Annotated in this window: 18 protein-coding genes; 9 read left to right on the plus strand and 9 right to left on the minus strand. The window is 70.7% G+C overall.

What is annotated here, in order from left to right:
* Positions 1–14: 14 nt before the first annotated feature.
* From ACFWHU_RS17345 to ssd, 4 genes are read right to left on the minus strand one after another with little or no spacing between them, the layout of a single operon-like run.
* The gene (locus ACFWHU_RS17345; protein ID WP_385798447.1) at positions 15–806 is read right to left on the minus strand and encodes a type II secretion system F family protein; all 792 of its coding nucleotides are present in this window, start codon (positions 804–806) and stop codon (positions 15–17) included.
* Positions 803–1,708, minus strand: coding sequence for a type II secretion system F family protein (locus tag ACFWHU_RS17350; protein ID WP_387225454.1), 906 nt, complete (start codon positions 1,706–1,708; stop codon positions 803–805). The genes ACFWHU_RS17345 and ACFWHU_RS17350 overlap by 4 nt, the downstream gene beginning before the upstream one ends.
* A gap of 5 nt (positions 1,709–1,713) precedes the next feature.
* Positions 1,714–2,895 (minus strand): TadA family conjugal transfer-associated ATPase, encoded by a 1,182-nt coding sequence (locus tag ACFWHU_RS17355; RefSeq protein WP_385798450.1) that lies wholly within the window; start codon positions 2,893–2,895, stop codon positions 1,714–1,716.
* Entirely contained in the window at positions 2,892–4,007 is a 1,116-nt protein-coding gene (ssd, locus tag ACFWHU_RS17360) for a septum site-determining protein Ssd (RefSeq protein WP_387225455.1), read from the minus strand. Before ssd ends, ACFWHU_RS17355 begins: the two co-directional genes overlap by 4 nt.
* A 570-nt stretch (positions 4,008–4,577) precedes the next feature.
* Here ssd and ACFWHU_RS17365 point away from each other — a divergent pair.
* Positions 4,578–5,414 (plus strand): HAD family phosphatase, encoded by an 837-nt coding sequence (locus ACFWHU_RS17365; RefSeq protein ID WP_147873647.1) that lies wholly within the window; start codon positions 4,578–4,580, stop codon positions 5,412–5,414.
* A 390-nt stretch (positions 5,415–5,804) separates the two neighbouring features.
* Here ACFWHU_RS17365 and ACFWHU_RS17370 read toward each other — a convergent pair whose 3' ends face one another.
* A complete protein-coding gene (locus ACFWHU_RS17370) occupies positions 5,805–6,719 on the minus strand; it encodes an oxidoreductase (protein ID WP_385798455.1) in 915 nt (304 codons plus the stop codon).
* A 102-nt stretch (positions 6,720–6,821) separates the two neighbouring features.
* Between ACFWHU_RS17370 and ACFWHU_RS17375 the strand changes: the two genes are divergently transcribed.
* Complete coding sequence (locus ACFWHU_RS17375) at positions 6,822–7,808, plus strand: ATP-binding protein (RefSeq protein WP_385798456.1); 987 nt, start codon at positions 6,822–6,824, stop codon at positions 7,806–7,808.
* Positions 7,809–7,889: 81 nt separating this feature from the next.
* Here ACFWHU_RS17375 and ACFWHU_RS17380 read toward each other — a convergent pair whose 3' ends face one another.
* Positions 7,890–9,239 (minus strand): hypothetical protein, encoded by a 1,350-nt coding sequence (locus ACFWHU_RS17380; RefSeq protein ID WP_385798457.1) that lies wholly within the window; start codon positions 9,237–9,239, stop codon positions 7,890–7,892.
* A gap of 297 nt (positions 9,240–9,536) precedes the next feature.
* On the opposite strand from ACFWHU_RS17380, the gene ACFWHU_RS17385 reads away from it, so the two are divergent.
* The 6 genes from ACFWHU_RS17385 (at position 9,537) to ACFWHU_RS17410 (ending at position 17,581) form a co-directional block, all read left to right on the plus strand.
* On the plus strand, positions 9,537–12,011 hold the full coding sequence (locus tag ACFWHU_RS17385) for a bifunctional SulP family inorganic anion transporter/carbonic anhydrase (RefSeq protein ID WP_387225456.1): 2,475 nt from the start codon (positions 9,537–9,539) through the stop codon (positions 12,009–12,011).
* A 202-nt stretch (positions 12,012–12,213) separates the two neighbouring features.
* Positions 12,214–14,169 carry an acetate--CoA ligase gene (acs, locus tag ACFWHU_RS17390; RefSeq protein WP_387225457.1) on the plus strand — a complete coding sequence of 652 codons (1,956 nt, stop codon included), beginning with the start codon at positions 12,214–12,216 and terminating at the stop codon, positions 14,167–14,169.
* 159 nt (positions 14,170–14,328) lie between these two features.
* Complete coding sequence (nhaA, locus tag ACFWHU_RS17395; RefSeq protein WP_387225458.1) at positions 14,329–15,714, plus strand: Na+/H+ antiporter NhaA; 1,386 nt, start codon at positions 14,329–14,331, stop codon at positions 15,712–15,714.
* Positions 15,715–15,797: 83 nt separating this feature from the next.
* A complete protein-coding gene (locus ACFWHU_RS17400; RefSeq protein WP_387225459.1) occupies positions 15,798–16,295 on the plus strand; it encodes a phage holin family protein in 498 nt (165 codons plus the stop codon).
* Complete coding sequence (locus ACFWHU_RS17405) at positions 16,292–17,257, plus strand: alpha/beta fold hydrolase (RefSeq protein ID WP_385798467.1); 966 nt, start codon at positions 16,292–16,294, stop codon at positions 17,255–17,257. The genes ACFWHU_RS17400 and ACFWHU_RS17405 overlap by 4 nt, the downstream gene beginning before the upstream one ends.
* A 144-nt stretch (positions 17,258–17,401) precedes the next feature.
* Positions 17,402–17,581 carry a hypothetical protein gene (locus ACFWHU_RS17410; RefSeq protein ID WP_355183248.1) on the plus strand — a complete coding sequence of 60 codons (180 nt, stop codon included), beginning with the start codon at positions 17,402–17,404 and terminating at the stop codon, positions 17,579–17,581.
* A gap of 227 nt (positions 17,582–17,808) precedes the next feature.
* Here the strand turns inward: ACFWHU_RS17410 and ACFWHU_RS17415 are convergent, their stop codons facing one another.
* The 3 genes from ACFWHU_RS17415 to nth form a co-directional block, all read right to left on the minus strand.
* Positions 17,809–19,008: a MarP family serine protease gene (locus ACFWHU_RS17415; protein WP_385798470.1), complete on the minus strand. Its 1,200-nt coding sequence runs from the start codon at positions 19,006–19,008 to the stop codon at positions 17,809–17,811.
* 126 nt (positions 19,009–19,134) lie between these two features.
* On the minus strand, positions 19,135–19,806 hold the full coding sequence (locus tag ACFWHU_RS17420; RefSeq protein ID WP_385798472.1) for an NUDIX hydrolase: 672 nt from the start codon (positions 19,804–19,806) through the stop codon (positions 19,135–19,137).
* Positions 19,807–20,050: 244 nt separating this feature from the next.
* Positions 20,051–20,956: an endonuclease III gene (nth, locus tag ACFWHU_RS17425; protein ID WP_387225460.1), complete on the minus strand. Its 906-nt coding sequence runs from the start codon at positions 20,954–20,956 to the stop codon at positions 20,051–20,053.
* Positions 20,957–21,270: 314 nt separating this feature from the next.
* Between nth and ACFWHU_RS17430 the strand changes: the two genes are divergently transcribed.
* On the plus strand, positions 21,271–21,945 hold the full coding sequence (locus tag ACFWHU_RS17430; protein ID WP_023539685.1) for a Crp/Fnr family transcriptional regulator: 675 nt from the start codon (positions 21,271–21,273) through the stop codon (positions 21,943–21,945).
* Positions 21,946–22,032 lie beyond the last annotated feature (87 nt).

Here is a 22,032-nt window from a genome sequence, read left to right on the forward strand (position 1 = left end):
CTCGGTCGAGAGGCTCAGTTGCCCCGCAGCAGCCCGGTCGCAAGGCCGATCACCACCGGGGCCACCCCCACCGCCAGAAAGGCGGGCAGGAAGCACAGCCCCACCGGAGCGGTGATCAGCGCCTGGGCCCGGCCCGCGCGCGCCGCCGCCTGCCGGGCGCGCTCCGCCCTGAGGCGGTCGGCCAGCCTGGCTACGGGCTCCGCCGCCGGCGCTCCCGTCGATCCGGCCCGCTCCAGACAGCGGGCCAGGTCCGAGGCGCCCGGTATCTCGCCGAACCGCCCCCACGTCTCGACCGGTTCGCCCCCGAGCCGCAGCGCCGCCGCCGTACTCACCAGCCGGTCGCCCACCGGTCCGCCCAGCGACTCGCCCACGGCCTCCGCCGCCTCGCGCGGACTCGCGCCCGCCGACACGCATGCGGCCAACAGATCGGCCGCGAGCGGCAATTGACGCGCGGCCTCGTCCGTGGCCGCCGTGGAGTCCGGCTTACGCGTACGCAGCCACCACCCGACGCCGTACGCACAGGCGAGCCCCACCACCGGCCCGACGATCCCCCCGACCAGGGCCCAGCCGAGGCACCCGATCCCCAACGGCGGCCCCCACCGCCTGAGTCGGACCCCGAACTCCGGTGGTACACGCCGCCGACCGGGCGCCGGCTCCATGGCCAGCAGCGCCACCGTCCGTGCGCGCGCGACCCGTTCACGCCGCCACCCCGACCACGCGAGGACCACGGACACCACCGCCGCCAGCAGGGAGGCGGCCACCCACACGCTGTGGACGAAATCCCCCTGCGCGAGCCACCCGTTCATGACGCGCTCCCGCCCCGGACGATCCGCCCCGCCCACCAGAAGCCCGCCGCCTCCAGCAGCGCGCCCACCACCAGACAGCTCAGCCCGGCCGGGGTGTGCAGCAGCACGCCCATCGGGTCGGCGCCCATGGCCCAGCCCATCGCCAGACCCACCAGAGGCAGAAGCGCCAGCACCACGACCGTGGACCACGCGCCGGCCAATTGGGCCCGCAAGGCGTCCCGTTGATCCCGCTGCGCCCGCAGAGTGGCCCCGAGCCGTTCGAGCCCGGCCGCGAGTCCGGCTCCGCCGTCCACCGCGACCCGCCAGCAGGCCGCGACCCCGACGAGTCCCTCCGCGCCCGGCAGTCGGGCCGCCTTGCGCAGAGCCGCGGGGACGTCGCCGCCGAATCGGGCATCCGCGACAACCAGAGCGATCTCCGAACCGTTCAGGTCGGGACGGACGGCCCGGATTGCCGTGGTGAGTCCCTCGGCCGGTTGCGCCCCGGCTCTCAACTCCCCGACGAACACGTCACAGAGACCACGCACGGCCTCGGCGCGCCGCTCCGCCGCCCGCCGCCGCTCCCCGGCCCGCAGCCGCCGCCCCACGAACGGCACCGCCACCGCACCGGCGACCAGCGGCAGCACCGACTCGCCCCACAGAGCGAACACCGCGGCGACGGGCAGACAGAACCACTCCCTCGGCAACTCCGTCAGCCGCTTCCGGACCGCCGCCGCACGCACGCGCGGCGGCGTCTTCCGCCTCACCCCGGCCCAGGCCGGACCGCCGACACTGCCGCTGAACAGCAGCTCCGCCCGGCGTGACACCGACCCACCGCCCACCCAGTGCCAAACCGCCAATCCCGCGGACACCGCGGCGCAGAAGACGGTGACGCCCATCGGGAGCGGGATCAGGGTCATCTCCATCGCCGTCACAGCGCGTCCCCGATCAGCGACCTCAGTCTCGGCCAGCCCCGTTCGTACGCGAACCCCTCCGCGCCCCAGCGCAATGCGGGCACCGGCACCACCAGCCCCGCCGCGTCCCGCTCCAGCACGTGCACCTCGGCGATACGACGCCTCCCGGCCCGGTCCCGTACGAGATGGATCACCACCGAAAGCGCCGCCGCCAACTGACTGTGCAGGGCGGCCCGGTCGAGCCCGGCGGCCGTCCCGAGGGCTTCCAGCCGCGCGGGCACGTCGGCGGCGGTGTTCGCGTGGACCGTCCCGCAGCCGCCCTCGTGGCCCGTGTTCAAGGCCGCGAGGAGCGTCGTCACCTCCGCTCCGCGCACCTCGCCGACCACCAGCCGGTCGGGCCGCATCCGCAACGCCTGCCGTACCAGGTCCTCCAGCGTCACCTCGCCCGCGCCTTCTTGATTGGCGGGCCGCGCCTCCAGGCGCACCACGTGCGGGTGATCGGGCCTCAACTCGGCCGAGTCCTCGGCCAGTACGATCCGCTCGCGCTCCCCCACCAGGCCGAGCAGGGCCGACAGCAGGGTCGTCTTTCCCGATCCCGTACCGCCGCTGATCAGGAACGACACCCGGGCCTCGATCAGCGCCCGCAGCAGTCGCTCACCGCCCGGCGGCACCGTCCCGGCGGCGGTCAGTTCCGCCGGCGAGAAGGCCCGGGGGCGCACGACCCGCAGCGACAGACAGGTCGATCCGACGGCCACCGGGGGCAGCACCGCGTGCATGCGCGTCCCGTCGGGCAGTCGGGCGTCCACCCAGGGGCGGGCGTCGTCCAGCCGTCTGCCCGCCACCGCCGCGAGCCGCTGCGCCAGCCTCCGTACGGCCGAGGCGTCCGCGAACGAGACGTCCGTCAGCTCCAGCCCGCCGCCCCGGTCCACCCAGACTCGGTCGGGTGCAGAGACCAGCACGTCGGTCACGGAGGGATCGGCCAGCAGGGGCTCCAGCGGCCCCGTCCCGACCAGCTCGCACCTCAACTCCTCGGCGGCACCGAGCACTTCCGTGTCCCCCAGGAGCCTTCCCTGGGCCCTCAGAGCCGCCGCCACGCGCGCCGGGGTCGGCTCGGCCCCGCTCTCCGCCAGACGCTGCCGTACGGCGTCCAGGAGCGCTCCACCGACCTGCGCGCCCCTGGGCCGCGCCAGGGCGCTCACGCGGTCACGCTCCCGTCCCCGGCGCCCACCAGCGCCCGGTCCCAGAACGCGGCGCAGAACCGCGCCAGCGGCCCCCGCACGCTCGCCCCCGGCGGCGCCCCGCTCTCCTGGGCGGCCAACAGGCCCGGCTCCTTGGGAAGTTCACCCACGAGCGGCAGCCGCAGCGCGTCGGCCACCCAACTGTCGTCCAGCCCGGTCGCGTACGGCCCACGGACCACCGCCCGCAGGTCCGGCAGCACCATGCCCACCAAGGACGCGACCCGGCCGGCGGCCGCGACGGCCCGCAGCTCTCCCGGCACCACCAGCAGTCCGACGTCCAACTGCGCCAGCGCCTCCGCCACGCCCTCGTCGACCCGCCGCGGAAGATCCACGACCACGACTCCGCACCGCCTGCGGGCCGCCGCGAGGACGGACCGCATGGCCTCGGGCGGGACCAGTACGGAATCGCCCCGGTCCCAGCTGAGGACGCGCAGATCATGCAGACGGGGCAGCGACTCCTCCAACGCACCACCCGCCACTCGCCCCTTGGAGGCGGCGAAATCAGGCCACCGGCGTCCCTCCACCCGTTCGCCGCCGAGCAGCACGTCGAGCCCGCCGCCGAGCGGGTCGCCGTCGACGAGCATGGTGCGCAGGCCCTGCCGGGCCGCCGTGACCGCCAGGGCGCAGGCCAGCGTCGAAGCGCCGGCACCGCCCCGGCCCCCGATCACCCCGACGGTGAGCGCCTGGCGCCCGACCCCTTCGGCGACGTCGGCGATCCGGTCCACGAGCCAGCTCTCGGCGTCGGGCAGCCGCAGCACGCTCTCGGCGCCGATCTCGACCGCCCGCCGCCATACGTCCGGGTCGTCCTGGTCCCGGCCGACGAGCAGCACATCCCGGCGCCGGGTGGCGGACCGGCAGCGTAAAGCCGCGTCGTCACCAACCAGCACCAGCGGCGCGGACTCCCAACCGCCCCGCCGCTCGGGCACGGAGTGATGCACCTCCGGCTCCGCGCCGGCGGCCGCGCACAGCCGCAGCAGATCGTCGAGCAGCTCGACGTCCTCGGTCACGATCAGCGGTCCGGCCAGGCGCCCTTCGGCGACCGGCGAGCGGTCGGACGTCCTGAATCCAGCCATTCTCTCCACCCCCTATTTACCGCGATCCCGGATCGATGTCCGCAGTCGCGCCGAAGCGCGAACCCCTACCTTCCGCGGACACCCGAAGGGCATCGGCGGAGCGGGCTCTCAGCGATCTCGAAGTGATCCGGCATCTGTGATTCCGGCTACCGCGAACTTTCGCGGTGGGAAATCACCGTGCACCGCGCGGAAAAAACGTGTGGATCTTGCTCAAAAGCTGTGGACAACTCACCGGTTGTGAATATCTCCGTAGCTCATACCGGTGACTTCCGAGAGCAGCCTGGCAACTACGCACAGTGACGAGTAGAGTGCGAATCAGATCCGCGCACGCGAGGTGCCACGAGGGGAGGGGGATGGGCGAGGCCACGGGCCCGGACGTCGGAAACGTATCCGGACATGCGACGACCCCCGCCGGGGGGGAGAGCGGGGGTCGTCCCCCAGACCGACTCGGGGGGGGAGGAGCCGGACCAGGTGAGCACGGTCGCGAACGATCCGTGACTTCCATGGTGTACCCGAGAGCCTTCTCAGGCAAACCCACGCGCCGTACCTTACGCCGAATGGTGGGCGCCTATGCTCGACTTCGTGGAAAACCACTCCTTGCCTCGCACAGCGGCCTTCTTTGACCTGGACAAGACGGTCATTGCGAAGTCGTCGACGTTGACCTTCAGCAAGTCCTTCTATCAAGGCGGACTGATCAACCGCCGAGCCGTACTGCGCACCGCATACACGCAGTTCGTCTTTCTCGCCGGCGGCGCCGATCACGACCAGATGGAGCGCATGCGCGAGTACCTCTCCGCACTCTGCAAGGGCTGGAACGTCCAGCAGGTCAAGGAGATCGTCGCCGAGACGCTGCACGATCTCATCGACCCGATCATCTACGACGAGGCCGCCTCCCTCATCGAGGATCACCACACGGCCGGACGCGACGTGGTGATCGTCTCCACGTCCGGCGCGGAGGTCGTCGAGCCCATCGGCGAACTCCTCGGCGCCGACCGGGTCGTGGCGACCCGCATGGTGGTCGGCGAGGACGGCTGCTTCACGGGCGAGATCGAGTACTACGCCTACGGACCGACCAAGGCCGCGGCGGTCAAGGCGCTCGCCGCGTCCGAGGGATACGACCTGGACCGCTGTTACGCGTACAGCGACTCCGCCACCGACCTGCCGATGCTCCAGTCGGTCGGCCACCCGTACGCGGTCAATCCGGACAGGGCCCTGCGCCGCGAGGCGGTGGCCCGCGATTGGCCGATTCTCGTCTTCGATCGGCCGGTCCGGCTCAAGCAGCGACTGCCCGCCTTCTCCATGCCGCCACGGCCGGCACTCGTGGCGGCCGCGGCGGTGGGCGCGGCGGCGGCCACCGCGGGGCTTGTCTGGTACGCGAGTCGGCGGCGCCAGGCGGCTTCGGCGTGACCGGACCGGCTACGGCCCGGTAGTTCGCCCCTATTTGAACCTAAAAGTAAAGTTGCCGAGCGAGGTCTTTCGCTTGCCTCCGGACAGGAGTACAAAGGAATCGACGGCCCGCGAGACCAAGGACATCCGAGAGGATGACCTGTTGACGCAAGAAGGCCCCACGGACCGAGCATGAAAACCGAGTACCCACGCGACGTCGACCCGTCGATTACGGGCCAGCCGCACCAGGGACGGGCGAAGTACCCGACCTGATGGGCAAAATTACGAGGACGCCTGGTAACTGGGTGGACGTGCCAGCGGCGGTACCTCTCCGGTACCGCCGCATTCGTGTGGGCGACCGCACACCGAAGGGCCCCTGCCGACCGGGCAGGCCGGCGAGCGACCCGCGGCTCAGGCCGCGCCGCGCTGGAGCGCCTCGCACACGGCGGTCGACTCCCTGACACCCAGTTCGACCGCGCGCCCGCAGTGCGCGATCCAGGCCGCCATCCCCTCCGGCGTTCCCGAGAGATAACCCTCGAACGCCGCCACGTACGCCGCGCGCCCCAACTCCGCGTGCCCGACCTCGGACGGGCAGATCGACTTGGGGTCGAGCCCACTGCCGATCAGCACGATCCGTTCGGCGGCGCGCGCCACCAGGCCGTTGTACGAGCCGAAGGGGCGCAGCGCCAGCAGTTCGCCGTGCACCACGGCCGCCGTGACGAGTGCGGGCGCCGAACTCCCGTCGACCACCAGCCCGGAGAGGCCGTCCAGCCGTCCGGCCACCTCGTCGGCGCCGGGCAGCGGCGCCTCGATCAGCGGCTTGGGGCTGTCCGGCCCCGGCGTCTCGACGACCGGTTCACCGGCCAGCCTCGGCCGACCCACCGTCTCCCCCGCGACCGCGACCTCCGAACCCTCGGCGGCCGTGGCCCCCGCGCCGACGCCACCGGCCGCCACCAGATGCAGCCGGGCCAGCACCCGCACGGGCGACTGCCGCCAGATGGAGAGGAGTTGCCCCGCCTCCGCGGTCAGCCGCAGTGCGGCTCCCACCGTCAGCGCGTCGGCCGCGGAGCCGAAGTCGCTGCGCCTGCGTACCTCTTCCAGCGCCCAGTCAGCCCCGGAGAGCGCCGCCGATCCGCGCGCCGCTCGCAGCGCGGCCTCCGAGGTGACCTCGTTGCTGCGGCGTCTCATCACTCGGTGCCCGTAGACCCGGTCGACCGCCTCGCGCACCGAATCCACCGCCTCGGGGACGCCCGGCAGGGAGCCCAGTGTGGCGAGAGGGTCGTGCCCTCGCGGAGCGGACGAAGCGTTCGCAGCTGTCGTACTCATAGGTAGCAAGGCTACGCGCCCACAGCGCGCGCCCCACGTTGGAGTGGTCTTCTTCACCGGAAGTGACAGCGGACAGCAACATCAGCACTACGCTAGGTGAACATGAAGATCGCTTTCGTGGGCAAGGGCGGCAGCGGCAAGACGACGCTGGCCTCGCTCTTCATCCGCCATCTGACCGCAAACGAGGCCCCCGTCATCGCGGTGGACGCCGACATCAACCAGCATCTCGGGGCCGCGCTCGGTCTCGACGAGGAGCAGACCGCCGCGCTGCCCGCGATGGGCGCGCATCTGCCGCTCATCAAGGAGTACCTGCGCGGCACCAACCAGCGGATCACGTCCGCCGACTCGATGATCAAGACGACACCCCCCGGCGAGGGTTCCCGACTGCTGCGGGTCCGCGAGTCCAACCCGGTGTACGACGCCTGCGCCCGCACCGTACGGCTGGACGACGGCGACATCCAGCTGATGGCCACGGGCCCCTTCACCGAGTCCGACCTGGGAGTGGCCTGCTACCACTCCAAGGTCGGCGCGGTCGAACTCTTCCTGAACCACCTCGTCGACGGCCCGGACGAGTACGTCGTGGTCGACATGACGGCGGGCTCGGACTCGTTCGCGTCCGGGATGTTCACCCGGTTCGACATGACGTTCCTGGTGGTGGAGCCGACGCGCAAGGGTGTGTCGGTCTACCGCCAGTACAAGGAGTACGCACGGGACTTCGGCATCGCGCTGAACGTCGTCGGCAACAAGGTCCAGGCCCAGGACGACGTGGACTTCCTCCAGGACGAGGTGGGCGACGACCTGCTCGTCACCGTCGGCCACTCCAACTGGGTGCGGTCCATGGAGAAGGGCCGCCCGGCCCCCTTCGAACTGCTGGAGGCGGAGAACCGCGTGGCGCTCCAGGTCCTGGAGGACGCGGCCGAGGACTCGTACGCGAACCGCGACTGGGAGCGCTACACGCGGCAGATGGTGCACTTCCACCTCCGGAACGCGGAGAGCTGGGGCAACGCGAAGACCGGCGGGGACCTGGCCGCGCAGGTCGACCCGGCGTTCGTGCTCCGTGAGGACGCGGCGGTTCCGCAGCCGAGCTGAACGGCGGCGTGGCGGTACGGGCGGCGCGTCGAAGCACCGCCCGTACCGCTCGCACCGCCCGTACCGCTCAAACCGCCGGACTCAGCGCGCCGCCGGTCCCCCTTCGGAGCCCGCGCCGACGCCCGCGTCCGGGGCGGCCGGTGAGTCAGGGGCCGCCGGGGAGACCGGGGCCGCCGGTGCTGACGGCGCCTTGGGAGCCGTCAGATACGACTGCCAGCCGCCCTTTGGCTTCTGCCCCACGGCCAGCCCCCGCAGCCGCTCGAGCGTCTCCGGGTCCTGCGCGTCCAGCCAGTCCGCGAGTTCCTTGAATGTCACGCACTGCACGCCGTCCTTCACACAGACGGTCTTGATCGTCTCCTCGACGGCGCGCATGTACGTGCCGCCGTTCCACGACTCGAAGTGGTTGCCGATGATCAGCGGCGCGCGGTTGCCGTCGTAGGCGCGGCCGAAGGCCTGGATCAGGCCGTCACGCATCTGATTGCCCCAGTACTTGTGCTGGGACGGGTCGCCGTTGACCGTCTTCGACTGGTTGAACATGAAGTTGTAGTCCATGGAGAGCGTCTCGAACTGCCGCCCCGGCACCGGGACGAGCTGGAGCGGGATGTCCCACATGCCCTCGGTCTTCTTCGGCCAGACCTGGGTGCCGACGCCGCTGGAGTCGTAGCGGAAGCCCATCGTCTTCGACGCCCGCATCATGTTCTTCTGCCCTTCCAGGCACGGCGTTCGGGCGCCGACGAGCTCCTTCTCGTAGTCGAAGGGCAGTGGGGCCTCGGCGGTCAGGCCGGTGTTGGTCTTCCAGTTCTTGACGAACGCCTTGGCCTGGCTGATCTCGCTCTTCCACTCCTCGACGGACCAGCTGCCGACACCGCCGTCCGCTCCGCAGAAGTGGCCGTTGAAGTGGGTGCCGATCTCGTTGCCTTCCTGCCAGGCGCCGCGCAGCTCACGCAGTGTGTTCCTGATCCCCTCGGTGTCGTTGAAGCCGATGTCCGAGCGCCCGACGGCGTGCTGCGGCGGGCTGTACTGCTTGGACTTGTCCTTCGGCAGCAGATAGACGCCACTGAGGAAGTACGTCATCTTCGCGTCGTACTTCTTGGCCACCTCGCGGAAGTGGGAGAAGAGCTTCTGGCTGTCCTCGCCGGCCCCGTCCCAGGAGAACACCACGAACTGGGGCGGCTTCTGACCGGGCTTCAGGCGCTCCGGCTTGAGGACACCGGGCTGGGCGCCGGTGTACGCGGTGGAGCCGTCACCGATGAGCCGCACCGCGCTCTTGGCCGGCCCCGCCCCCTTCTTCGCTCCATGGGAGCCGTCCTCCGTCTCGGCGTTGGCCTTGTCCTTCGGTTCCGGCGAGCCGGCCCCCGAACATCCGGCGAGTCCCACGGCCAGTGCCGTGACAGCCGCACCGCAGACGATCCTCTTCGTGACGGCCAGCATCCGCCCACCTCTTCCCTCAGATTCTGTGCGTTGAAGCGTCGAAACGCCGGGCCGGCGCCGAGCGCCGACAACGTCGCACTGGGACCCGAGGGGATCCGGTATGACAAGCCGTACAAAATGACTAATCACTGGCGCGGGTGAAAATTTGCCCCATTTGCCCTTAAAGTCATGCCTGAATCTTTACTCTCCATTACGATCCATTTACTGAGTGTTGATGATCCCGCCACCACACGCCGTGACCCACGGCCCCGGCCCCCCACGTCCCGCGCCCGCGCCGCCCCGGAGGAGACGGGAACCATGTCTGCCTGCGTCCCCACACACGAAGACCAGCCCCACAGCCCCCCGCCCGGTCGGCGGCGGGGAATCCGGATCGCCGGAGCGGACTTCTCCGCCTCCATCTCGGTCTTCCTGATCGCGCTGCCCCTCTCACTCGGCATCGCGCTCGCCACCGGCGCCCCACTCCAGGCCGGTCTCGTCGCTGCGGCGGTGGGCGGCCTCGTGGCCGGCCGCTTCGGGGGCGCGCCGCTCCAGGTCAGCGGGCCGGCGGCAGGTCTCACCGTCGTCACGGCCGACCTGATCCATCAGTACGGCTGGCGCACCACCTGCGCCATCACCGTGCTCGCGGGCCTCGCCCAACTCGGCCTCTCCGCAATGCGCGTCGCCCGCTCGGCGCTCGCCGTGAGCCCGGCGATCGTGCACGGCATGCTGGCCGGCATCGGCGTCACGATCGCGCTCGCGCAGCTGCACATCGTTCTCGGCGGCAGCCCGCAGAGCTCCGCCGTCGCCAACGTCCAGGCCCTGCCCGCCCAGTTGGCCGATCTGCACCCGGCCTCGATCACCGTGAGCGCGCTGACCGTGGGTGTTCTGCTCGCCTGGCCGCGTCTCCCCGGGCGTACGGGCCGGATCCTGCGGAAGGCGCCCGCCGCCCTCGCGGCGGTGGCGGCCGCGACCCTCGTGGCCCTCGCCGCGGGGCTGAGCCTCGACCGGGTCGATCTGCCCTCCTGGAGCAGTCACGCACTGCCCGAGCTGCCGCAGGGGCCGGTGCTCGGACTGCTCGCCGCCGTTCTCACCGTCACCCTGGTCGCCAGCGTCGAGTCACTGCTTTCGGCGGTCGCCGTCGACAAGCTGGTGGCCGCCCGCAAGGATCAGGACGTCCAGATTCCACGCGCCCGGCTCGACCGGGAGCTGAGCGGGCAGGGCGCCGCGAACGTGGTCTCCGGCGCGCTCGGCGGGCTGCCGATCACCGGCGTCGCCGTGCGCAGCGCGGCGAACGTGGCGGCGGGCGCCGTCAGTCGGCACTCGACGATGCTGCACGGGCTGTGGGTCGCCGTCGCCGCGCTCCTCCTGGTGTCGGTGCTCGACCTGATCCCGCTGGCCGCTCTGGCCGCGCTGGTGATGGTCATCGGCATCCAGCTGGTCAACGTCGTACACATGCGCAACGTGCAGCGCAATCGCGAACTGCTCGTCTACGTGGGGACGCTGGCCGGCGTGGTGTTCACCGGCGTCCTGGAGGGGGTCGCCATCGGGATCGCCCTGGCGGTCGCCGTCGCGCTGCACCGGCTCACCCGGACGCGGATCACGCTGGAGGAGCAGGACGGTGTCCACCGGCTGCGCGCACGCGGCCAGTTGATGTTCCTGGCCGTCCCGCGGCTGAGCCGGCTGCTGCACCAGGTGCCCCAGGGCAGCGACTGCGTGGTCGAGTTGGACGGATCGTTCATGGACCACGCGGCGTACGAGGCGCTGCACGACTGGCAGGTCGCGCATCTCGCCCAGGGCGGCACGGTCGAGTTCACCGGCGGATCGGGCGTCCCCATCGCCGAGCCCGCCGAACCGGCGGTGGGCTCGAACACCTGCTGTCGGCCATGGACACCGTGGCGCAACCACCACTGCGGCGCCCCGGCAGAGCTTCCCCGGACGCAGGGGCGGACGACGGACAAGCAGTGGGTGTCGAGCCGGGTCCAGGGCGGGCAACTGGCCAGTGGGCTCAGCTCGTTCCAGCGCCATACGGCTCCGCACGTACGGGGCGAGTTGGCGCGGCTGGCACGTGAGGGCCAGCAGCCCTCGCAGCTCTTTCTCACCTGCGCGGACTCGCGACTGGTGACGAGCATGATCACGGCGAGCGGCCCCGGCGATCTGTTCACCGTCCGCAATGTCGGCAATCTGGTCCCCCTCCCGGGAGAGGAGGGCGCGGAGGGGCAGGACGAATCAGTGGCGGCGGCGATCGAGTACGCGGTCGATGTCCTCCAGGTCGAGTCCATCACGATCTGCGGACACTCCGGATGCGGCGCGATGCAGGCCCTCCTCAGCACGCCCGACGCTCCTGAAACAGCGGGCGCACCCGCCCCACAGGCCACCGCACAGGCCACCGCGCAAACCACCGCACAGCCCGCCTCGCTCACCACCCCGCAAGCCGGTTCCTCCCCCCTCACCCGCTGGCTCCGGCACGGCCGGCCCAGCCTGGAGCGGATGAGGAGCCGCGACCACGCGTGGGCCAGGATCTCCGGCCGGTTGCCGGCCGACGCGGTCGAGCAGCTCTGTCTGACCAATGTCGTCCAGCAGTTGGAGCATCTGCGCGCCCACCCGGCGGTGGCCCGCCGCCTGGCCGAAGGCCGGCTCGAACTGCACGGCATGTACTTCCATGTCGGCGAGGCCCAGGCGTATCTGCTCGCCTCCGACGGGTCGTCCGGCGGATCGTCGGGAGGACTGTCCGGGAGCTCCGACGAGGTGTTCAACCGGGTGGCCCCGACGGCATTCGAGGAGTCGCGCGCCTGAACCGGAGCCCCGCCGCATCCGTGAGAATGTGTGGCCCCGTTCCCCACCACAGCCGGGGAACGGGGCCACTTACTCGTTCAGCCCACCCGTAAGCCCAGCCGCATAGGTCTAAACCAATTTCCTGAAGACCCTTGTCACCCGGGCATCTGCCTGATGAGCTAGGCCCGGGGACACATAGGACGCCCTGGGAAAGGGAGATGTCGTGAGCAACGAAAGCCTGGCCAACCTGCTCAAGGAAGAGCGGAGGTTCGCGCCACCGGCCGAGCTGGCCGCCCACGCCAACGTGACGGCGGAGGCGTATGAGCAGGCCGCGGCGGACAGGCTTGGCTTCTGGGCCGAGCAGGCCCGGCGGCTCACCTGGGCCACCGAGCCGACCGAGACCCTCGACTGGTCGAACCCGCCCTTCGCGAAGTGGTTCGCGGACGGCGAGCTCAACGTCACGTACAACTGCGTGGACCGCCACGTCGAGGCGGGCAACGGCGACCGGATCGCCATCCACTTCGAGGGCGAGCCGGGCGACAGCCGTTCCCTCACCTACGCCGACCTGAAGGACGAGGTCTCGCGGGCCGCGAACGCGCTCACCGAGCTCGGGGTGGCCAAGGGCGACCGCGTCGCCATCTATATGCCGATGATCCCCGAGACGGCCGTGGCGATGCTGGCCTGCGCCCGTATCGGCGCCGCGCACTCCGTGGTCTTCGGCGGCTTCTCGGCCGACGCCGTGGCCTCCCGTATCCAGGACGCGGACGCCAAGCTCGTCATCACCTCGGACGGCGGTTACCGGCGCGGCAAGCCGAGCGCGCTCAAGCCCGCGATCGACGACGCCGTCGCCCGCTGCCCGCAGGTCGAGCATGTCCTGGTGGTACGCCGCACCGGCCAGGAGACCGCGTTCAGCGAGGGCCGGGACGTGTGGTGGCACGACATCGTCGACCGCCAGTCCGCCGAGCACACGCCGGAGCCGTTCGACGCCGAGCACCCGCTCTTCATCCTGTACACCTCCGGCACGACGGGTAAGCCCAAGGGCATCCTGCACACCTCGGGCGGCTATCTCACCCAGGTGGCGTACACCCACCACGCGGTCTTCGACCTCAAGCCGGAGACGGACGTCTACTGGTGCACGGCCGACGTCGGCTGGGTGACCGGCCACTCGTACATCGTGTACGGACCGCTGGCCAACGGCGCGACGCAGGTCATGTACGAGGGCACGCCCGACACCCCGCACCAGGGGCGCTTCTGGGAGATCGTCCAGAAGTACGGCGTGACGATCCTCTACACGGCGCCGACCGCGATCCGGACGTTCATGAAGTGGGGGGACGACATCCCCGCCAAGTTCGATCTGTCATCGCTGCGCGTGCTGGGCTCGGTCGGTGAGCCGATCAACCCCGAGGCCTGGATCTGGTACCGGCAGAACATCGGCGCGGGCAAGACCCCCGTCGTGGACACCTGGTGGCAGACCGAGACCGGCGGCATGATGATCTCCCCGCTGCCCGGTGTCACCGAGGCCAAGCCGGGCTCCGCGCAGCGCGCGCTCCCCGGCATCTCGGCGACCGTCGTGGACGACGAGGCCAACGAGGTGCCGAACGGCGGCGGCGGATATCTCGTCCTCACCGAGCCGTGGCCGTCGATGCTCCGCACCATCTGGGGCGACGACCAGCGGTACATCGACACCTACTGGTCGCGTTTCGAGGGCAAGTATTTCGCCGGCGACGGTGCCAAGAAGGACGACGACGGCGACATCTGGCTGCTGGGCCGGGTCGACGACGTGATGCTGGTCTCCGGCCACAACATCTCCACCACGGAGGTCGAGTCGGCCCTCGTCTCGCACCCGAAGGTCGCCGAGGCGGCCGTGGTCGGCGCTGCGGACGAGACGACCGGCCAGGCGATCGTCGCCTTCGTCATCCTGCGCGGTACGGCGTCGGTGGACGACGGCCTGGTGGCGGAGTTGCGCAACCACGTCAGTACGGCGCTGGGGCCGATCGCCAAGCCGAAGCGGATCCTGCCGGTGGCCGAGCTGCCGAAGACCCGTTCGGGCAAGATCATGCGGCGGCTGCTGCGCGATGTCGCGGAGAACCGTCAGCTCGGAGACGTCACGACGCTCACCGACTCCTCGGTGATGGACCTGATCCAGACCGAACTCCCGAGCGCGACCAGCGAGGACTGAGCACCCCGCAGCGAAGCAGGAGCCCCCGCCGCATCGCGCCGGGGGCTCCTCTTTGTAAAGTGGGCGGCGCGTCAACAATGTAATAAGGAACCAAAGGTGCGCCGGGAAGTCTGGTCGGCAGGTGATTCGTCATGCCCGCCGAACGACCGGAGTCCTCCTGTGGCCACCCCGCGCACCTTCCTCGGACGCCTCCCGCTGCCCGAGCGGACGTATCTGGCGAGCGCGCTGCGTACCGAGACGGTCGGCGGTGTCCTGCTGCTCATGGCCGCGGTCGCCGCGCTGATCTGGGCCAACACCCCGATCAGTGACAGCTACACGGCCGTCGGCGACTTCCATTTCGGCCCCGCCACGCTCGGCCTCGACCTCTCCGTGCGGCACTGGGCCGCCGACGGACTCCTCGCCGTCTTCTTCTTCGTCGCCGGCATCGAGCTGAAGCGCGAGCTGGTGGCCGGTGAGCTGCGCGACCCCAAGGCCGCCGCCCTGCCCGTGATCGCGGCGCTGTGCGGCATGATCATGCCCGCGCTCGTCTATGTGGTGGTCAACGTGGTGGGCGGGGGCTCCACGGACGGCTGGGCCGTCCCCACGGCCACCGACATCGCCTTCGCCCTCGCCGTGCTCGCCGTCCTCGGCACCTCACTGCCGTCCGCGCTGCGCGCCTTCCTGCTCACGCTCGCCGTCGTGGACGACCTCTTCGCGATCCTGATCATCGCGATCTTCTTCACCAGCGACATCGACCTGGCGGCCCTGGCCGGTGCCTTCGGGGCTCTCGCCGTCTTCTGGCTCCTCCTCAGGAAGGGGGTGCGGGGCTGGTACGTGTACGTCCCGCTGGCGCTCGTCGTCTGGGCCCTGATGTACAACAGCGGCGTCCACGCCACCGTCGCGGGCGTCGCGATGGGCCTGATGCTCCGCTGCGTCAGGCACGAGGGTGAGGAGCAGTCGCCCGGCGAGCGCATCGAACACCTCGTCCGCCCGCTGTCGGCCGGTCTCGCCGTGCCGCTGTTCGCCCTGTTCTCGGCGGGTGTCCCGGTCAGCGGCGGCGCGCTGGCCACCGTCTTCACCCGCCCGGAGACCCTGGGCGTGGTCCTCGGGCTCGTCGTCGGCAAGGCGCTCGGCATCTTCGGCGGCACCTGGCTGACCGCGCGCTTCACCCGGGCGGAACTCAACAAGGATCTGGCCTGGCCGGACATCCTGGCGGTGGCGACGCTCGCCGGGATCGGCTTCACGGTCTCGCTGCTCATCGGCGAGCTGGCCTTCAGCGGCGATCCGGGGCTGACGGACGAGGTGAAGGCGGCCGTCCTGGCGGGTTCGGTGATCGCCGCCGTACTCGCCGCCGTACTGCTGCGCGTGCGGGTCCGTACGTACCGCGCGCTGTACGACGCCGAGGAACTCGACGAGGACATGGACGGCGTTCCCGACATCTACGAGCAGGACGACCCGGCGTACCACCTGAGAATGGCCGCCATCTATGAAGGGAAGGCAGCTGAGCACCGCCGGTTGGCGGAACACGCCGCAGCGACGCGCGAGGACGGCGCCGGTCCGGCATGATCTGACATCCGGCATGATCTGAAGGCGCAGAGCCGGAAGAATCGCAGACCTGCGAGAGCGCAGCCGAAACGAGGGAGTCAACGATGAGCGACCCCGGCAGCCATGCCGCCGTAACCACCACCGCCGATGCCGTTCCGTCCGTCCGGGTCAACGGCGAGCGCAGTCTTGGCCAGTTGGTCTCGTCGGCGACCGCGGAGGTGTCCGCGCTGGTGCACGACGAGATCGCGCTGGCCAAGGCGGAGCTGCGACAGGACGTCAAGCGGGGGGCGACGGGCAGCGCCGCGATCACCATCGCGGGAGTCTTCGCTCTCTTCTCGCTGCCGGTGCTGAGTTTCGCCGCCGCGTACGGGATCCACAACTGGGGCCTCGGACTCGCGTGGTCGTTCCTGATCGTGGGCGGAGCGTTTCTGCTCCTCGCGGGAGTGCTGGGCCTGATCGCCATGCGCAAGTTCAAGAAGGTCAAGCCGCCGGAGAAGACCATCGCGTCCGCCAAGCAGTCCGCCGCCGTCCTCCAGACGGTCAAGCCACACCCGCGCCCCGTCCATGAGGTGGGCGAGACTGTGGCACGCTCGTCTGCATGACCGCCCCCGAAAACGGCTCCGGCACCTCCTCCGGCATCATCCCCGGCGCGACGGTCGCGACCGATGTGCACCTCGACGGTCCCTGGACGCACCGGGACGTGGCCGCCAACGGGGCCCGCTTCCACATCGCCGAGATGGGCGACGGGCCGCTGGTGCTGCTGCTCCACGGTTTCCCGCAGTTCTGGTGGACCTGGCGGCATCAGCTGCCCGCGCTCGCCGAGGCCGGGTACCGGGCCGTCGCGATGGACCTGCGGGGCGTGGGCGGCAGCGACCGTACGCCCCGCGGTTACGACCCCGCCAATCTGGCCCTCGACATCACCGGTGTGGTGCGCTCGCTCGGCGAACCGGACGCCGCGCTCGTCGGGCACGACCTCGGCGGGTATCTCGCCTGGACCGCCGCCGTCATGCGGCCGAAGCTGGTGCGCCGGCTCGCGGTGTCGTCGATGCCGCATCCGCGCCGCTGGCGGTCGGCGATGCTGTCGGACTTCTCACAGAGCAGGGCCGGCTCGTACATCTGGGGCTTCCAGCGGCCGTGGCTGCCGGAGCGTCAGCTCGTCGCGGACGACGGGGCGTTGGTGGGCGACCTGATCCGCGGCTGGTCGGGGCCGCAGCCGCCCGACGACAAGACGGTCGACATCTACCGGCGGGCGATGACCATCCCCTCCACGGCGCACTGCTCGGTCGAGCCGTACCGCTGGATGGTGCGGTCGATGGCGCGGCCGGACGGGATCCAGTTCAACCGGCGGATGAAGCGCCCCGTGCGGGTGCCGACGCTCCAGCTGCACGGGTCGCTCGATCCGGCGATGCGCACGCGCAGTACGGCCGGGTCCGCCGAGTATGTCGAAGCCCCGTACCGCTGGCGGCTGTTCGACGGTCTTGGCCATTTTCCGCACGAGGAGGACCCGGTGGCGTTCTCCACGGAACTCATCAACTGGCTGAAGGATCCCGAGCCCGACCGCTGATCAGCGCCGCGCGGGGCGGGTCGCCGTGGCTCACGCGCCCCCTCAGGAACACTTGTACGACGAACAGCCAATTGCCTGGCGCATAGGCCAATTGGCCGAGGTGTGGGCGATTACCGACCATGGGCCCCGGGCAAACGTCGGGGTATGGGCTGGACGCACGACTACGGTGACGCAGCACGCAACCGCCGCTCGGCCTCTGCGCCGATCACCCACGAGAGGGGCGGTCCGGAAGATCAGGGCCATGATCTCCGACTCGGTATTCCACTGATTCTCCGCCGAAGGGCCCGTTGGGTCTCGGCACGGCTGCGGCATCCACGCGGCTAGGCACGACGGGATCAGGATCAGGGGAACGAGAAGGAGTACCGGAACGAAGACCGGAACGAAGACCCGAACGAAGACCTGAACGACGCGGAAGTACTGGCGCACAGGACAACGGAGGACAGAGCCGGGCCGGACCAGGATCTCCTGGTCCGGCCCGTCCCCGTATCCGCTTCTCGTCCCTTGTCCGCTTCCCGCCCCGGCTCCCCGTCCGGGTCTCGGGTCTCGGGTCTCTACAGCGCGCATCCCTGGCTGTCGACCTGCTGGTTCGCCGAGCGGCCCAGCTCGATGTCCTCGCGGATCTCGTCGGCCGTCAGGGCGTAACCGGTGTCGGGGTCGTCGAGTGACCGGGCGAAGATCACGCCGTACACCTTGCCGTCGGTGGTGAGCAGCGGGCCGCCGGAGTTGCCCTGCCGGACGGTCGCGAAGAGCGAGTAGACGTCACGCCGGACCTCTCCGCGCCGGTAGATGTCCGGACCGTTGGCGTTGATACGGCCCCGGACGCGGGCCGAGCGCACGTCGTACGCGCCGTTCTCCGGGAAGCCGGCGACGATCGCGCCGTCGCCGCTGACGGCGTCCTTGTCGGAGAACTCGAGCACGGGGGCGCGCAGGTCGGGCACGTCGAGGACGGCGATGTCCCGCTCCCAGTCGTAGAGGACGACCTTGGCGTCGTACAGCCGGCCCTCGCCGCCTATCTGGACGGTGGGCTCGTCCACGCCGCCCACGACATGCGCGTTGGTCATGACGCGGCGCTCGGCGAAGACGAAGCCGGTGCCTTCGAGGACCTTGCTGCAGCTCTGCGCCGTACCGACCACCTTGACGATGGAGCGCTGCGCGCGGGCAGCGACGGGACTGCCGACGAGCGCCGGGTCCGGCGGGTCGACGGCGGTGATCGGCTCGTTGGCGAACGGGCTGAAGACCTGTGGGAAGCCGTTCTGCGCGAGGACGGAGGAGAAGCCCGTGAACCAGGTCGCCGCCTGACCCGGCATCACGCGCGAGACGCCCAGCAGGACCTTCGAGTTACGGACCTCCTTGCCGAGCGTCGGCAGCGACGTCCCGGCGAGGGCGGAGCCGATCAGCCAGGCGACCAGCAGCATGGCGACGACATTGACGAGTGCGCCGCCCGTCGCGTCCACGGCGCGCGCCGGTGACCAGGTGATGTAGCGGCGGAGCTTGTTGCCGAGGTGGGTGGTGAAGGCCTGTCCCACGGAGGCGCACACGATCACGACGACGACGGCGACGACCGTGGCCGTCGTCGTGACCTCGGCGTCCTCGGTGATCTGGTCCCAGAGCACCGGGAGCAGATAGACGGCGACGAGACCGCCGCCGAGGAAGCCGATCACCGACAGGATGCCCACGACGAAGCCCTGGCGGTAGCCCACGATCGCGAACCACACGGCGGCGAGCAGCAGCAGGATGTCCAGCACGTTCACCGTCAATAGCCTCGCTAGCCTCGCTGATGCGTCTCCCGTCGCCCCGTCGGGTGGGGGTCCGGACCTGCGGCGGAATCGCTGTCGGGCGCCGTGTCACCGGGCCGCGACAGCCATTGGGCAAGCCTGTCATGAGCGCCGGTCGAGCGGGACCTCCTTCGAGCGGTCCCACGGGCGCTCCCAGCCCGAGAAGTGCAGAATGCGGTCGATCACCCCTGCGGTGAAGCCCCAGACGAGCGCCGAGGCGACCGTGAACGCGGGACTGTGGACCCCGCTGGGGTGCGTGGCCGTCACGCGGTTCGCCGGGTCCGTGAGATCCGCCACGGGCACGGCGAAGACCCGCGCGGTCTCCGCGAGATCGACCGCGCCGACCGGGGTGGGGGTGTGCCACCAGCCGAGCACCGGGGTCACGACGAACTCGCTCACCGGGATGTACAGCTTGGGCAGCACGCCGAAGACCTGGACACCGGTGGGGTCGAGCCCGGTCTCCTCCTCGGCCTCCCGCAGCGCGGCGCGCAGCGGTCCGGTTGTCGCCGGATCGCCGTCCTCGGGATCGAGGGCACCGCCGGGGAAGGATGCCTGTCCGGCGTGCGAGCGCAGGGTGCTGGCCCGCTCCATCAGCAGCAGCTCCGGGCCGCGCTCGCCCTCACCGAAGAGGATGAGGACGGCGGACTGGCGCCCGAGGCCGTTCTTGGGCGGCAGGAAGCGGCTCAGCTGCTCCGGCGCGACGGTCCGCGTGGCGCGCACCACCGGGCCCAGCCATTCGGGCAGGCCCTCGGTGGTGACGGGGATGTCGGTCACAACTCTGTCGTGGATTCGAGTGGCCTTGTCGTGAATTCGTTCGGCGCGTGAGGTTGGTGTGGTGCGTGCGTCATGTGTGTCAGCTCGTGTCATCGGCAACCCCCGACGTACAACGCCGACTGTCCCCAGGATCGTTCCAGCCGCATGCCCCGCAGCCCTTCCTCTCCAGCTCTCCCGCTCCCGTGGCCCGCCGTTCTGTGGGGTGATACGGCTCCGGCCGGCCGCGTGCTCACCGCGCGGGCGCTCATTCGGCGCCGGCGGGTGTGCCGAGGGGCGGTGCCGGCTTGCCCGGGTAGTCCGGCGGCGGGGAGAGCCGCTGTCCCGGATAGCCGCCCATCTCGTACTTGAGCAGCTTCCTGGCCTTCTCCGGGTCGGTCTCGCCCTCTCCGTAGGAAGGGCAGAGGTGCGCGATGGGGCAGGCGCCGCAGGCCGGTTTACGGGAGTGGCAGACCCGGCGTCCGTGGAAGATGATCCGGTGCGAGAGCATCGTCCACTCGCTCTTGGGGAAGATCGCGGCGATCTCCGCCTCGACCTTCTCCGGGTCCTCCTGGTCGGTCCACTTCCAGCGGCGCACGAGTCGGCCGAAGTGGGTGTCGACAGTGAGGCCGGGGACGCCGAAAGCGTTGCCCAGCACGACATTGGCCGTCTTGCGGCCGACGCCGGGCAGCGTCACGAGGTCCTTGAGCGTGCCGGGCACCTCGCCGTCGTAACGGTCGCGGAGCGCCGTCGACAGCCCTATGAGGGACCTCGCCTTGGCACGGAAGAATCCCGTGGGGCGGATGACCTCCTCCAGCTCCTCGGGCACGGCGGCGGCCATGTCCTCCGGCGTCGGGTACTTCGCGAAGAGCGCGGGCGTCGTCTGGTTGACGCGCAGGTCGGTCGTCTGGGCGGACAGGACCGTGGCGACGAGCAGCTCGAAGGGGTCGCGGAAGTCCAGCTCCGGGTGGGCGTACGGATAGACGTCGGCCAGCTCGCGGTTTATCCGGCGGGCGCGACGGACCATCGCCAGGCGGGACTCCGGCTTGGCGCTCTTCGGCTTTTTGGCGGTCGTGGACCCGGCGGGCTCGGCGCCCGCGGGCTTCGCGGTCGCGGGCTTCGCGCTTGCGCCTTTTGCGGCTTTGTTCGACTTCGCGGAAGGCTGTTCGCCCACAGCGGAATTCTGCTTCGGTGACACTCTTCCAGCTCCCTTGGGCTGCCCTCTCACCGGCGAGTTGGACACCCGGCCAGCCTAGAGCCCGGCACTGACATCCGCCCGGGCCCCGGCCGATCACCACCCGAATCGGGCCCCGGGGCACGGTCCGGGGCCGCTGTACGTCAAACTTGTGACTGATCGCACGTTTTCGACAATGGGCGCCCGGTACGGCGACAGAGTCGCCGCCGGCCCGAGCCACCCGTGAACAGGCAGCACGTCCGGCATCATGGTGACCGAAGGTCCCCCTGAGCAGGTCGACAAGGAGAGAATTCGTGGACGACGTTCTACGACGCGCCCCGCTCTTCGCGGCGCTCGACGACGAGCAGGCCGCGGAGCTCCGCGCCTCGATGAGTGAGACGACGCTCGCCCGCGGCGACGCGCTGTTCCACGAAGGCGACCCCGGCGACCGCCTCTACGTGGTCACCGAGGGCAAGGTCAAACTGCACCGCACGTCCCCCGACGGCCGGGAGAACATGCTGGCCGTCCTCGGCCCCGGCGAACTGATCGGCGAGCTGTCGCTCTTCGACCCGGGCCCGCGCACCGCGACCGCGAGCGCGCTCACCGAGGTCAAGCTCCTCGGTCTCGGCCACGGCGACCTCCAGCCCTGGCTGAACGCCCGCCCCGAGGTCGCCACCGCCCTGCTGCGCGCCGTCGCCCGGCGCCTGCGCAAGACGAACGACCAGATGTCCGACCTGGTCTTCTCCGACGTGCCGGGCCGTGTCGCCCGTGCGCTCCTCGATCTGTCGCGCCGCTTCGGTGTGCAGTCGGAGGAAGGCATCCACGTCGTCCACGACCTGACGCAGGAGGAGCTGGCCCAACTGGTCGGCGCGTCCCGCGAGACGGTCAACAAGGCGCTCGCCGACTTCGCGCAGCGCGGCTGGCTGCGTCTGGAGGCCCGTGCGGTGATCCTGCTGGACGTCGAACGCCTCGCGAAGCGCTCGCGCTGACCCGTACCGCCGTCGGTCGGGCCGCGTGTGCGGCCCCCCCCCCCCCAACGCCCCCGCGAAGACGCGCGCCCCCACGCCCCCCAACCC

The sequence above is a fragment of the Streptomyces sp. NPDC060366 genome (assembly GCF_042725135.1).
Lineage (GTDB): Bacteria > Actinomycetota > Actinomycetes > Streptomycetales > Streptomycetaceae > Streptomyces.

Coding starts and splice junctions, on each gene's coding strand:
- ACFWHU_RS17345 (WP_385798447.1), bottom strand. CDS start 806: ATGAACGGGTGGCTCGCGCAGGGGGATTTCGTCCACAGCGTGTGGGTG.
- ACFWHU_RS17375 (WP_385798456.1), top strand. CDS start 6,822: ATGAAGATCGCTTTCGTGGGCAAGGGCGGCAGCGGCAAGACGACGCTG.
- ACFWHU_RS17380 (WP_385798457.1), bottom strand. CDS start 9,239: ATGCTGGCCGTCACGAAGAGGATCGTCTGCGGTGCGGCTGTCACGGCA.
- ACFWHU_RS17405 (WP_385798467.1), top strand. CDS start 16,292: ATGACCGCCCCCGAAAACGGCTCCGGCACCTCCTCCGGCATCATCCCC.
- ssd (WP_387225455.1), bottom strand. CDS start 4,007: ATGGCTGGATTCAGGACGTCCGACCGCTCGCCGGTCGCCGAAGGGCGC.
- ACFWHU_RS17385 (WP_387225456.1), top strand. CDS start 9,537: ATGTCTGCCTGCGTCCCCACACACGAAGACCAGCCCCACAGCCCCCCG.
- ACFWHU_RS17400 (WP_387225459.1), top strand. CDS start 15,798: ATGAGCGACCCCGGCAGCCATGCCGCCGTAACCACCACCGCCGATGCC.
- ACFWHU_RS17350 (WP_387225454.1), bottom strand. CDS start 1,708: ATGGAGATGACCCTGATCCCGCTCCCGATGGGCGTCACCGTCTTCTGC.
- ACFWHU_RS17410 (WP_355183248.1), top strand. CDS start 17,402: ATGGGCTGGACGCACGACTACGGTGACGCAGCACGCAACCGCCGCTCG.
- ACFWHU_RS17365 (WP_147873647.1), top strand. CDS start 4,578: ATGCTCGACTTCGTGGAAAACCACTCCTTGCCTCGCACAGCGGCCTTC.
- ACFWHU_RS17370 (WP_385798455.1), bottom strand. CDS start 6,719: ATGAGTACGACAGCTGCGAACGCTTCGTCCGCTCCGCGAGGGCACGAC.